Consider the following 12,479-nt stretch of genomic DNA (forward strand, 5'->3'; position numbering starts at 1 on the left):
CCGCCCCACCCCCCCCCGTGTGGGCAATCGTCCCGCAGGGCGGGACGGGTGGGCACACGGGACGGCGCCCTCGGCGGCGCCTCCGCCCCCGCGCCCGAACCCGCCCCCGAACCCGCACCCACGACGCGCCGCACACCGCACGACCAGGGCCCCGCACTGCCGTGAGGGGTGGGGGCGAGGCCCCCAAGGGGTACGTCAGTCCACCAGGTCCCGCACCACCGCGTCCGCGAGCAGCCGACCCCGCAGGGTCAGCACGGCACGGCCCGCCTCGTACGGCGCGGGGTCGAGGAGCCCGTCGGCGAGAGCCTTGCCGGCCGAGGCGAGCCCGGCGGGCTTGAGCAGGGACAGGTCGACGCCGTCCCTGAGCCGCAGCTCGAGGAGGATGCGCTCCACCCGGCGGTCCTCCTCGGAGAGGAGCTCGCGTCCGGCGCCCGGCGACGTGCCGGCGGCCAGCGCGGCAGCGTAGGCGCCGGGGTGCTTGACGTTCCACCACCGGACGCCGCCCACGTGGGAGTGGGCGCCGGGGCCCGCGCCCCACCAGTCGGCGCCGCGCCAGTAGAGCTCGTTGTGGAGGCAGCGGCCGGCCTCGGAGGTGGCCCAGTTGGACACCTCGTACCAGGAGAAGCCCGCCGCCTCGAAGGCCTCGTCGGCGATCAGGTAGCGGTCGGCGTGCACGTCGTCGTCGGTCATGGGCACCTCGCCGCGCCGGATGCGCCGGGCGAGCTGCGTACCCTCCTCGACGATCAGGGCGTAGGCGCTGACGTGGTCGGGGCCCGCGCCGATCGCCGCGTCGAGGGAGGCCCGCCAGTCGTCGTCGGTCTCGCCGGGCGTGCCGTAGATCAGGTCGAGGTTGACGTGCTCGAAGCCGGCCGCCCGCGCCTCGGCGACGCACGCCTCGGGGCGCCCGGGGGTGTGCGTACGGTCGAGGATCTTCAGGACGTGCTGCTTGGCGCTCTGCATGCCGAAGGAGATCCGGTTGAAGCCGCCCTCCCGGAGCTCAGCCAGGTACGCCGGGTTCACGGACTCCGGATTGGCCTCCGTCGTCACCTCGGCGTCGTCCGCGAGCCCGAACTCGTCGCGGATCGCCCCCAGCATCCGTACGAGGTCCCCGGCGGCGAGCAGCGTCGGCGTGCCGCCGCCGACGAAGACGGTCCGCACCGGCCTCGGGTCGTCGCCGAGGACCTTCCGGGCGAGCCGGATCTCCTCGGCGACCTGCTCGGCGTAGTTGTCCCGGGAGGCCAGCACCCCGCCCGTACCGCGCAGCTCGCTCGCCGTGTACGTGTTGAAGTCGCAGTAGCCGCACCGCGTGGCGCAGTACGGCACGTGCAGGTAGAACCCGAGCGGCCGCTCCCCCGCCCCTTCGAGGGCGTGCGGGGGCAGCGCCCCGTCGTCGGGCACGGGTTCACCATCGGGCAGTACGGAAGGCATGAGCCCCATTGTCCCGTACTGCCCGGGGTGGCCGTCGTGCGGCGGAGATCAGGACTCGCGGGAGCCCGCGTACATCTCCTCGATGAGGTCCTTGTACTCGCGCTCGACGACCGGCCGCTTCAGCTTGAGCGACGGGGTGAGCTCGCCGTGCTCGATGTCGAGGTCGCGCGGCAGGAGCCGGAACTTCTTGATCGTCTGCCAGCGCTGGAGGCCCTCGTTGAGGCGGTCGACGTAGCCCTGGATCAGCTTCTGGGTGCGCGCGTCGGCGACGACCTCGGCGTACGGCTTGCCCGCGAGGTCGTGCTCGGCGGCCCAGCCGAGGATGGCGGGCTCGTCGAGGGCGATCAGGGCGGTGCAGAAGTTCCGGTCGGCGCCGTGGACGAGGATGTTCGAGACGAACGGGCAGACGGCCTTGAACTGGCCCTCGACCTCGGCCGGCGCGATGTACTTGCCGCCGGACGTCTTGATCAGGTCCTTCTTGCGGTCGGTGATGCGGAGGTAGCCGTCGGCGGACAGCTCGCCGATGTCGCCGGTGTGGAACCAGCCGTCGGACTCCAGGACCTCGGCCGTCTTCTCGGGCAGGCCGTGGTAGCCCTCCATGATGCCGGGGCCGCGCAGCAGGATCTCGCCGTCGTCGGCGATGCGGACCTCGGTGCCGGGGAGCGGCTTGCCGACGGTGCCGGTGCGGTAGGCCTCGCCGGGGTTGACGAAGGAGGCGGCGGAGGACTCGGTGAGGCCGTACCCCTCCAGGACGTGGATGCCGGCGCCGGCGAAGAAGTAGCCGATCTCGGGGGCGAGCGCGGCGGAGCCGGAGACGCAGGCGCGCAGGTTGCCGCCGAAGGCCTCGCGGATCTTGCCGTAGACGAGCGCGTCGGCGACCTTGTGCTTCGCCGTGAGGCCGAAGGGCGCGGAGGCGGTGCCGGTGCGGCGGAAGTTGTCCTGGGTGGCCTTGGCGTACTCGCGGGCGACGCCGGCCGCCCACTGGAAGATCTTGTACTTGGCGCCGCCGCCGGCGCGGGCCTTGGCGGCGACCCCGTTGTAGACCTTCTCGAAGATGCGGGGGACGGCCGCCATGTAGGTCGGCTGGACCACCGGCAGGTTCTCGATGATCTTGTCGACGCGGCCGTCGACGGCGGTGACGTGCCCGACCTCGATCTGGCCCGAGGTGAGGACCTTGCCGAAGACGTGGGCGAGCGGCAGCCACAGGTACTGGACGTCGTCCTGGGTGACGAGGCCGGTCGCGGCGATGGCCTTGGCCATGTACGACCAGTTGTCGTGCGGGAGGCGGACGCCCTTGGGGCGGCCGGTGGTGCCCGAGGTGTAGATGAGCGTGGCGAGCTGGGTGGAGGCGATCGCGCCGACCCGCTCCTTGACCGCCTCGGGGTGCTTCTCCAGATAGGCCTTGCCGCGCGCCTCCAGCTCGGCGAGGGACAGCACGAACTCGCCGTCGCTCTCCACGCCGGTGGCGTCGACGACGACCACGTGGTGGAGGTTCGGCAGCTCGGCGCGGCGCTCGACCGCCTTGGCCAGCTGGGCCGCGTCCTCGGCGATGAGGACCTTCGACTCGGAGTCCGAGAGGATGAACGCCGACTCCTCGGCGTTGGTCTGCGGGTAGATCGTGGTGGTCGCGGCGCCCGCGCACATCACGCCGAGGTCCGAGAGGATCCACTCGACCCGGGTGGAGGACGCGAGGGCGACCCGCTCCTCGGCCTGCACGCCGAGGTCGACGAGACCGGCGGCGATCGCGAAGACCCGCTCGGCGGCCTGCCCCCAGCTGAGCGACTTCCACGCGTCCGGGCCGGCGCCCGACGCGGCGGGCACCGGATAGCGGTACGCCTCCGCATCCGGAGTCCGCTCGACGCGCGTAAGGAAGAGGGACGCCACGGAGGGCGGCCGGTTCTCGATCTGGGTCTGTGTGTCGCTCACGACGTCCTCCGGGCGGCGGCGGTGCCTTCTGGTGGTTCGTAACTAACTGGCGAGTAACCTTCGAGCCGGGATCAGAGTAAGCGGCCGAGGACCGGCGCGTAAGGGGCTACAGGGCGTCGCTTCATAACGAACGGGCCCACGCGCACCCGGCGCGTGGACCCGTTGGTTGCACAGGACAGCTATGTGCGGCGCCCTTGCTACTTCTTCTTGCCGGACGACTCGTCGCTCGACAGGACGGCGATGAAGGCCTCCTGCGGCACCTCCACCGAGCCGACCATCTTCATGCGCTTCTTGCCTTCCTTCTGCTTCTCCAGCAGCTTCCGCTTACGGGAGATGTCACCGCCGTAGCACTTGGCGAGGACGTCCTTCCGGATGGCGCGGATGGTCTCGCGGGCGATCACCCGGGAGCCGATCGCGGCCTGGATCGGCACCTCGAAGGCCTGCCGCGGGATCAGCTCGCGCAGCTTGGCGACGAGCCGCACACCGTAGGCGTACGCGGCGTCCTTGTGGGTGACGGCGGAGAACGCGTCCACCTTGTCGCCGTGCAGCAGGATGTCCACCTTGACCAGGCTGGACGCCTGCTCGCCGGTGGGCTCGTAGTCCAGCGAGGCGTAACCGCGCGTCTTGGACTTCAGCTGGTCGAAGAAGTCGAAGACGATCTCCGCGAGGGGCAGGGTGTAGCGGATCTCCACCCGGTCCTCGGACAGGTAGTCCATGCCGATCAGCGTGCCGCGACGCGTCTGGCACAGCTCCATGATCGCGCCGATGAACTCGCTCGGGGCGAGGATCGTCGCACGCACGACGGGCTCGAAGACGTCGTCGATCTTGCCTTCGGGGAACTCGCTCGGGTTCGTGACCGTGTGCTCGCTGCCGTCCTCCATGACCACGCGGTAGACCACGTTGGGGGCGGTGGCGATCAGGTCGAGCCCGAACTCGCGCTCCAGGCGCTCGCGGATCACGTCCAGGTGGAGCAGGCCGAGGAAGCCGACGCGGAAGCCGAAGCCGAGCGCGGCGGACGTCTCCGGCTCGTAGACGAGCGCGGCGTCGTTCAGCTGGAGCTTGTCCAGGGCCTCGCGGAGGTCCGGGTACTCCGAGCCGTCCAGCGGGTAGAGGCCCGAGAACACCATCGGCTTCGGGTCCTTGTAGCCGCCGAGCGCCTCGGTCGCCCCCTTGTTCAGGGAGGTGATCGTGTCACCGACCTTGGACTGGCGGACGTCCTTCACACCGGTGATCAGGTAGCCGACCTCGCCGACGCCGAGACCGTCGGACGCCGTCATCTCCGGCGACGAGACACCGATCTCCAGCAGCTCGTGCGTGGCGCCCGTCGACATCATCTTGATGCGCTCGCGCTTGTTGAGCTGCCCGTCGACGACACGGACGTACGTCACGACGCCCCGGTACGAGTCGTACACGGAGTCGAAGATCATCGCGCGGGCCGGGGCGTCGGCGACACCGACCGGGGCCGGCACGTCCCGGACCACCCGGTCCAGCAGCGCCTCGACGCCCATGCCGGTCTTCGCGGAGACCTTGAGGACGTCCTCCGGCTGGCAGCCGATGAGGTTCGCCAGCTCCTCGGAGAACTTCTCCGGCTGGGCGGCCGGCAGGTCGATCTTGTTCAGGACCGGAACGATCGTGAGGTCGTTCTCCATCGCCAGGTACAGGTTGGCGAGGGTCTGCGCCTCGATGCCCTGCGCCGCGTCCACGAGCAGGACCGTGCCCTCACAGGCCGCCAGCGAGCGCGAGACCTCATAGGTGAAGTCGACGTGCCCGGGCGTGTCGATCATGTTCAGGATGTGGGTCCGACCTTCACCCTGCCCGTCGGTGGGCGCCCACGGCAGCCGGACCGCCTGGGACTTGATCGTGATGCCGCGCTCCCGCTCGATGTCCATCCGGTCGAGGTACTGGGCACGCATCTGCCGCTGGTCGACCACACCGGTCAGCTGGAGCATCCGGTCGGCGAGCGTGGACTTGCCGTGGTCGATGTGCGCGATGATGCAGAAGTTGCGGATCAGAGCCGGGTCGGTACGGCTCGGCTCGGGCACGTTGGTAGGAGTCGCGGGCACGCAGGGTCTCGTCTCGGGGCGATGTCGGATCGATACGTAGGCTCCATGGTCCCATGCCCGTCGCCCGGCGCCCGGTTTGGGCGGCCCCGAGAGTGACTGGTAACGTGGACAGCTGTGTCTCGTGTGCCCTCTCAGCCTGCGAGTCACCATCCAGAAGGAACATCGAACCTGTAAAGGCTCTTTCAGTGGCGAACATCAAGTCCCAGATCAAGCGGAACAAGACCAACGAGAAGGCGCGCCTGCGCAACAAGGCCGTCAAGTCGTCGCTCAAGACCGCGATCCGCAAGGCCCGTGAGGCTGTCGCCGCCGGCGACCTCGAGAAGGCCACCATCGCCTCTCGCGCCGCCTCGCGTCAGCTCGACAAGGCTGTCTCGAAGGGTGTCATCCACAAGAACGCCGCCGCCAACAAGAAGTCGGCGCTGGCCACCAAGGTTGCCGCTCTCCAGGGCTGAGCTCTGATCTAACCGGTCGCACGGGACCCAGCGGGCCCTCTCTCCCGCTCCCACCCGACCACCCGGACTCGCACGCGGACGCGTTCGCCACGCGGGTGCGAGCCCACCCCTTTACGCCGAAGGCCCCGCCCCCTCCTTCCCCAGGAGCCCGGGGCCTTCGCCGTTCCCCCACTCACCCCCTCACGCCCCCACCCCTCACTCACGGCCCCACTCCCGCGCCCACCCCCGCTTACCCGCATGGCCTACCGGCCGCCGAGCGTGCAGCTCGTAGCGCGTCGCGTCCGAGTCCGGGGACAGCCGGGCGGGTGGCTTGTAGAGCGGGCTGGGGTAGCCGGGCGGGCGGCTCGTGGCGGGGGCTGGGGTAGCCGGGCGGGCCGCGGGTAGCCGGGCGGGCGGCTCGTTGAGCGGGCCTCGGGTAGCGGGGCGAGCGGCTCGTTGAGCGGGCCTCGGGTAGCGGGGCGAGCGGCTCGTAGAGCAGGCCGCGAGTAGCCGGGCGAGCAGCTCGTAGAGCAGGCCGCGAGTAGCCGGGCGAGCAGCTCGTAGAGCAGGCCGCGAGTAGCCGCACGAGCAGCTCGGAGAGCAGGCCGCGAGTAGCCGCACGAGCAGCTCGTAGAGCAGGCCGCGAGTAGCCGGGCGAGCAGCTCGTAGAGCAGGCCGCGAGTAGCCGTACGAGCAGCTCATGGCCGGGGCCCCGGAGGGCTGAGCCAGCAGCTCGTAGCCCAGGGCCCGGGACAGCCGGGCGGGCAGGTCCTAGCGAGGGCCGGGGACAGGCGGGCGGGCAGCTCCTGCGAGGGCCGGGGACAGCCGGGCGGGCGGGCAGCTCCTGCGAGGGCCGAGGACAGCCGAGCGGGCGGGCAGCTCCTGGCGAGAGCCGAAGACAGCCGAGCGGGCGGGCAGCTCCTGGCGAGAGCCGAGGACAGCCGGGCGGGCAGCTCCTGGCGAGAGCCGAGCCAGCAGCTCGTAGCCCAGGGCCCGGGGACAGCCGAGCAGGCAGCTCCTAGCGAGGGCCGAGGACAGCCGAGCGGGCAGCTCATGACCGGGGCCGGAACAGCCGAGGCGGCAGCTCGCAGCCAGGACAGCCGGGCGGACGACCGGAGGGCCGGGGGCACCAGGCCGCGACCCAACAGGCCGGCGCGCGCAGGCGCAGGCGTGCAGGCCGACGCTGTCGGCGGCCCGCCCGGGGGCTCGAGGGTCGGGGGTCCGGGGGCCCGAGGGTCCGGTACCTCGCGGCGCGAGGCTGCCGCCGCTTTCTCCAGTGATCCGGGCACAACGCCTCGCAGCACGAAGCTGCCGTCGGGCGAGCCAGACGCCCGAGACCAGCGACCCGCGAAGCCCAGCCGCCGCCGCCAAGAGCCCCATCCCTCGTGGCGTCACCATTGCTCCGGGGGGCACGCCCCCGTGGCGCGGAGCCGCCATCGGGTGCGCCAGAGGCCCGAGACCAGCACCGACGGCGCGCAGCCGCCGCCACCAGAAGCACCGATAACCCGGGGCGCGAAGCCGCCGTCGGTCCCGCCAAGGGCTCGAGACCAAACAACCCGCGGCGCAAAGCCGCCGCCACCAAGGCCCGCCCCCATTCCTTGCGGCGTCTCGCATGGTCCGGGAACAACGCCCCGCGGCGCGAAGCCGCCGCCGAGTGCGCCAGGAGCGCGAGACCAGCGCCCGTCGGCGCGCAGCCGCCGTCAGCCCGGCCAATGGCCCTGGACGACACTCACGGCGCAAGGCTGCCGCTGGCCCCGCCAGGGGCCCGGGGAACCGCTGGGAGTCACCTCGGCACCGACAGCTCCCGGCAGGGTTTCGGGAAGGGGTGGGGTGGGGGCATCAGCCCGGGCGCCAGCCACAACCGGCCCGCACAGCCATCGGCCCAGGCGCCGCCGCCACCGGCCCGCACCAGCCATCAGCACAGGCGCCACCACCTACACAGGCACCGCCACCGGCACAGGCGCCACCACCTACACAGGCACCGCCACCGGCACAGGCGCCACCACCTACACAGGCACCGCCACCGCCACCGCCACCGCCACCGCCACCGACACGCCCGCCCCCCTACCCCCCGCGCCCCATCCGCGCCGCCCGCGCCACCGCGACCACCGCTTTTTCGAGGGCGTATTCGGGGTCGTCGCCGCCGCCCTTGACGCCCGCGTCGGCGTCGGCGATGGCGCGGAGGGCGAGGGAGACGCCGTCGGGGGTCCAGCCGCGCATCTGCTGCCGGACGCGGTCGATCTTCCAGGGCGGCATGCCGAGCTCACGGGCGAGGTCGGCGGGCCGGCCGCCGCGGGCGGAGGAGAGCTTGCCGATCGCCCGGACGCCTTGGGCCAGGGCGCTGGTGATGAGGACGGGAGCGACCCCGGTCGAGAGGGACCAGCGGAGGGCTTCGAGGGCTTCCGCGGCGCGCCCCTCGACGGCGCGGTCGGCGACGTTGAAGGAGGAGGCTTCGGCGCGGCCGGTGTAGTACCGACCGACGACGGCCTCGTCGATCGTGCCGTCGACGTCGGAGGTCAGCTGCGCGACCGCGGAGGCGAGCTCGCGGAGGTCGCTGCCGATCGAGTCGACGAGTGCCTGGCAGGCCTCGGGCGTGGCGGAACGCCCGAGGGCGCGGAACTCCTGCCGTACGAACGTCAGCCGCTCCGCCGGTTTCGTCGTCTTGGGACAGGCCACCTCCCGCGCGCCGGCTTTGCGTGCGGCGTCGAGCAGGGCCTTGCCCTTGGCGCCGCCGGCGTGGAGGAGAACGAGGGAGATGTCCTCGATGGGATCGGCGAGGTAGGCCTTGACGTCCTTGACCGTGTCGGCGGAGAGGTCCTGCGCGTTCCGCACGATCAGCACCTTGCGCTCGGCGAAGAGCGAGGGGCTGGTGAGTTCGACGAGCGCTCCGGGCTGGAGCTGGTCGGGGTTGAGGTCACGGACGTCCGTGTCGGCGTCGGCGGCCCGCGCTGCGGCCACCACCTCGTGGACGACACGGTCGAGGAGCAGGTCCTCCTGCCCCACCGCGAGCGTCACGGGGCCGAGGAGGTCGTCGGGGGAAGTCTTTCTGGTGGCCATCGCGATCCAGCATCCCACGGGCCACTGACAGCCCGTTCCCGGCGCCGCGCGAGAATGGCGGGGTGAGCGAACGACACGTACTGGTACTCCCCGACCGCGACTCCGCCGAGGACCTCGCGGGGGAACTCCCCGACCGTTTCGGAGTCGCCGAGGAGCCCCAGCTCGTACGGGACTCCCTGGCCGGGGAGGACGACGCCGAGGACGCGCAGTGGCTGGTGGTCGTGGAGGACCCGGACGGGCGCCTCGACCCGACGGCCCTCGACGCGCTGGCGGCCGAGTACGAGGGCTGGCTGGAAGCCCCGTAGACCCGGGGCACCGCCACCCCGCCGCCCCGTCAGGCCTTCTTCGGCACGATCTGGATGTCGAGGTCGATGCTGATGCTGGATCCGACGGCCGCGATCCCGCGCGCGAGCAGCGTCTGCCAGGTGAGGGTGAAGTCCTCGCGGTGCAGCTCGGTGCTGGCGCGGCAGGCGCCGCGTGTCTCGCCTTCCAGGCCGTTCCCGAGGCCGAGGTACTGGGTGTCGAGCGTCACCGTGCGGCTGACGCCGTGGAGGGTGAGGGCTCCGGTGACGGCCCACCGGTTGCCGCCGCGGTGAGTGAAGCGTTCGCTGAAGAACTCCAGCGTCGGGTAGGCGCCGATGTCGAGGAAGTCGCCCGAACGCAGGTGGTCGTCGCGCATCTGGACCCCGGTGTCGATGGAGGCCGCGTCGATGACGACGTGCATCGCCGAGTTCTCCATGCGGTCGGCGATCCGCACCGCGCCCGCGAAGCTGTTGAACCGGCCGTGGATCCGGGCGAGGCCGATGTGGCGCGCGGTGAAGCCGATCTGCGAGTGCATCGGGTCGATCTCCCAGTCGCCCGGCTCCGGCAGCTGGGGCTGCGGGGCGACCTGGAGCAGGACGTCGCCGAGGCCGGTGTGGACGCCCTCGGCGACGACGGCGGTGCCGTGGTGCGGCGTGTAGCCCTCGGCGGTGACGGCGAGCCGGTACTCGCCCGCGGGCACGGTCGCGAGCGCGGTGCCGTACGGGTCCGTCTCCGCGGCGAGCACCTTGCGGCCGGCGGCATCACTGACGACGAACTCGGCCTGGCGGACGGGCTCGTGGACGGGGTCGAGTACCCGGCAGCTCAGTACTCCCGCCGTGGCGGGGACGGGGACTCCGGCGAGCGGTCCGCCCCGCGCTGCCCCCGCCGCACGCTTCCCGAAGAGACGGTCGAACATTCTTCACGCACCCCCGTGCGACTCGTTCACTGTGCAACGAATTCGCATTCGATCACCGTTGGGGGGTTCGAGGCAAACGGGACAAGTGTTACCGAGGGTCCGAATTGTGGATTCCGCTTTCCGGCTTCTCGCCGCTCATCGGCTTCTCCCCACCCATCGGCTTCTCCCCGTCCATCGACTTCACCCCGCGTACGACCGGCAGGGCGTCCAGCACGATCCCGAACAGGTCCCGGTACGCGTCGCGCACCTCCGCCTCCCCTTCGAGCTCCCGCTCGGACCGCTCGTCGTGGGCGCGGGTGATCAGCTTCCGGTCGCTGAGCGTGATCCGGCCGTCCTCGGTCAGCAGGGAGCAGATGAGGGACCGCGTGAAGTGCGAGTCGGGCGAGGTCCGGTGGTACCAGGCCCCGGCCGTGAAGTCGGCGAGTTCGCGCGGCCGGGGCTCCAGCCGGTACTGCGGCTTCCCGTCCCGCAGCACGTCCAGGTCGCCGTCCGCGGTCGCCACGATCCGGAAGACACCGCCGGGGTCCTCCTGGTCGGCCCGCTCGTCGAAGGCCAGCGGAAAGTGCCCGTGGTCGCCGAACCCGACGTCGGCCAGCCACCGCTCCCCCTCGGCCGTCTCCACCAGCAACGCCATGTGGTCGTACGGGATGCCCGGCTTCCCCTCCGGCCCGATGACCCGCCCCTGGAGCAGCGACGCCCGGTATCCGAGGCCGCGGAGCAGGACGGCGAACGCGGTGTTCACCTCGTAGCAGAAGCCGCCCCTGCCGGCGCCGACCACCTTGTCGAGCAGCGCCTTCTCGTCCAGGACGATGTCCTCGCCGAGGTGGATCGAAAGGTTCTCGAAGGGCACGGTCCGCAGGTGCCTCAGGTGCAGGTCGCGCAGCGCGGCGGCGTCGGCCCGGGCCGGACGCTCCGCGCCGATGCGCCGCAGGTAGGCGTCCACGTCGGACGGCTCAGGCACGAAGGGCTCGGGAACGAATGGCTCGGAGACGAAGGGCTCGGAGACGAGGGGCTCGGGGAGGGGTTCGGGCGGGACGGGCAGCGTCGGTGGTGTCGTCATACCGGCAGTCTGCCGGTCGTCGGACGCCCCCTAGCCGACGGGTACCGACTCCTCTTCCCTCGTGGGCAGTTCGCGCATCCGCGGCAGCGGCGAGGGCAGCAGCCACAGCGCGGCGAGCACGGCGCCGGCGGTGCCGATCCACAGCGTCGGACGCAGGCCGATCGCGGTGCCGAGCAGGCCGCCGACGAGCGCGCCGAGCGGGCGGAAGCCGTGGTTGAGCGTCCGGTAGGCGCCCATGACCCGTGCCCGTACGGCGTCGGGTATCAGCGCCATCTGGAACGAGCCCCCGGCGATGTCCGCGATCATCACCCCGACGCAGGAGAGGAACTCCGCGGCGAACATCACGGCCACCACCAGCGGGAGCGGCCCGCCTGCCAGGGGTATCAGCAGGAGCGGCAGCGTGAATCCGAGGAAGCCGACGACGAGTGAGGGTCCGACGCCGATCCGCCGGACGACCGATCCGGCGCACGCCGCGCCGATGAGCCCGCCTACCGCTCCGGCTCCGAGGATGAGGCCGAGCAGGCCCGCGCCGATGCCGAGTTCGGTCGACGCGTAGAGCACGAAGAGGGTGTGGAACATGTAGTTGAAGAACTGGACGGTGCCGGAGGCCGCGAACAGCGCGCGCATCGAGCGCTCCCGGAACACCCAGCGCAGCCCCTCGGTGAAGTGCCCCTTGGCCACGGGGGCCGGCGGGGGTTCGACGGGCTTGATCCGGGCCAGGTAGCCGGCCGACACGACGTAGGTGAGGGCGTCCGCGACCAGGGCGAACGGAGCGGTGAGCACCTGCACGAGGACGCCGCCGATCCCGGGCCCGGCGAGCCAAGACATCGAGCGACTGCCGTTGACCAGGGCGTTCGCCTGAACGTAGCTCTCGGTGGGCACGAGCGCGACGAGGAGCGTGGTGTTGCAGACCTCGAAGAGCACGGTGAGCGCGCCGACCCCGAAGGCCACCGCGTACAGCTGACCGAGCGTCAAGGCGTCGAGGGCGTAGGCCACGGGGAGGGTCAGCATCAGCGCGGCCCGGCCGAGGTCGGCCGCGATCATCGCGCGTCTGCGGTGCGCCTGCCGGTCGGCCCAGGCGCCGAGCGGCAGGTTGAACAGGAGGGTGGGCAGCAGTTCGGCGGTCTTGAGCCAGCCCATCGCGGCGGCGTCGGCGCCGAGGATCAGGACGGCGGCGAGCGGGATGGCGATCAGCGAGATCTGGTCGCCGGTGAGGGAGACGGTCTGGCCGGTCCAGTAGCGCCGGAAGGCACGCTCGCGCAGCAGTGCCGGTACACGTTCCACGAGGGCCATTC

9 protein-coding genes are annotated in these 12,479 nt (G+C 71.7%); 2 read left to right on the forward strand and 7 right to left on the reverse strand.

Annotation, left to right across the window (positions count from 1 at the left end; all coding sequences use genetic code 11):
- Positions 1 to 195: 195 nt before the first annotated feature.
- The 3 genes from hemW to lepA all read right to left on the reverse strand — a co-directional run bounded on the left by hemW (position 196) and on the right by lepA (position 5,417).
- Entirely contained in the window at positions 196 to 1,428 is a 1,233-nt protein-coding gene (hemW, locus tag MRBLMG1_RS16665; protein WP_414721593.1) for a radical SAM family heme chaperone HemW, read from the reverse strand.
- 48 nt (positions 1,429 to 1,476) lie between these two features.
- Positions 1,477 to 3,354 (reverse strand): AMP-dependent synthetase/ligase, encoded by a 1,878-nt coding sequence (locus tag MRBLMG1_RS16670; protein WP_367824801.1) that lies wholly within the window; start codon positions 3,352 to 3,354, stop codon positions 1,477 to 1,479.
- Between the two features lie 197 nt (positions 3,355 to 3,551).
- Entirely contained in the window at positions 3,552 to 5,417 is a 1,866-nt protein-coding gene (lepA, locus tag MRBLMG1_RS16675) for a translation elongation factor 4 (RefSeq protein ID WP_367824802.1), read from the reverse strand.
- Between the two features lie 185 nt (positions 5,418 to 5,602).
- Here lepA and rpsT point away from each other — a divergent pair, with 185 nt between their 5' ends.
- A complete protein-coding gene (gene rpsT / locus MRBLMG1_RS16680) occupies positions 5,603 to 5,869 on the forward strand; it encodes a 30S ribosomal protein S20 (RefSeq protein WP_367824803.1) in 267 nt (88 codons plus the stop codon).
- 2,043 nt (positions 5,870 to 7,912) lie between these two features.
- Here rpsT and holA read toward each other — a convergent pair.
- Positions 7,913 to 8,905, reverse strand: coding sequence for a DNA polymerase III subunit delta (gene holA, locus MRBLMG1_RS16685; RefSeq protein WP_367824804.1), 993 nt, complete (start codon positions 8,903 to 8,905; stop codon positions 7,913 to 7,915).
- A gap of 62 nt (positions 8,906 to 8,967) precedes the next feature.
- Here holA and MRBLMG1_RS16690 point away from each other — a divergent pair, with 62 nt between their 5' ends.
- Positions 8,968 to 9,210, forward strand: a complete 243-nt coding sequence (locus MRBLMG1_RS16690; protein ID WP_367824805.1) for a hypothetical protein — start codon at positions 8,968 to 8,970, stop codon at positions 9,208 to 9,210.
- A 29-nt stretch (positions 9,211 to 9,239) separates the two neighbouring features.
- On the opposite strand, the gene MRBLMG1_RS16695 is transcribed toward MRBLMG1_RS16690, so the two are convergent.
- The 3 genes from MRBLMG1_RS16695 to MRBLMG1_RS16705 form a co-directional block, all read right to left on the reverse strand.
- Positions 9,240 to 10,124 (reverse strand): YceI family protein, encoded by an 885-nt coding sequence (locus MRBLMG1_RS16695; protein ID WP_367824806.1) that lies wholly within the window; start codon positions 10,122 to 10,124, stop codon positions 9,240 to 9,242.
- A gap of 88 nt (positions 10,125 to 10,212) precedes the next feature.
- A complete protein-coding gene (locus MRBLMG1_RS16700; protein WP_367824807.1) occupies positions 10,213 to 11,184 on the reverse strand; it encodes an arylamine N-acetyltransferase family protein in 972 nt (323 codons plus the stop codon).
- 30 nt (positions 11,185 to 11,214) lie between these two features.
- Positions 11,215 to 12,477 (reverse strand): MFS transporter, encoded by a 1,263-nt coding sequence (locus MRBLMG1_RS16705; RefSeq protein ID WP_367824808.1) that lies wholly within the window; start codon positions 12,475 to 12,477, stop codon positions 11,215 to 11,217.
- Positions 12,478 to 12,479 lie beyond the last annotated feature (2 nt).

The sequence above is a fragment of the Streptomyces sp. LMG1-1-1.1 genome (assembly GCF_040815545.1).
Lineage (GTDB): Bacteria > Actinomycetota > Actinomycetes > Streptomycetales > Streptomycetaceae > Streptomyces.

Bases quoted from the DNA above. Each gene is read 5' to 3' on its own strand.
- holA (WP_367824804.1), bottom strand. From the start codon at position 8,905: ATGGCCACCAGAAAGACTTCCCCCGACGACCTCCTCGGCCCCGTGACG.
- MRBLMG1_RS16705 (WP_367824808.1), bottom strand. From the start codon at position 12,477: ATGGCCCTCGTGGAACGTGTACCGGCACTGCTGCGCGAGCGTGCCTTC.
- MRBLMG1_RS16700 (WP_367824807.1), bottom strand. From the start codon at position 11,184: ATGACGACACCACCGACGCTGCCCGTCCCGCCCGAACCCCTCCCCGAG.
- MRBLMG1_RS16695 (WP_367824806.1), bottom strand. From the start codon at position 10,124: ATGTTCGACCGTCTCTTCGGGAAGCGTGCGGCGGGGGCAGCGCGGGGC.
- hemW (WP_414721593.1), bottom strand. From the start codon at position 1,428: ATGCCTTCCGTACTGCCCGATGGTGAACCCGTGCCCGACGACGGGGCG.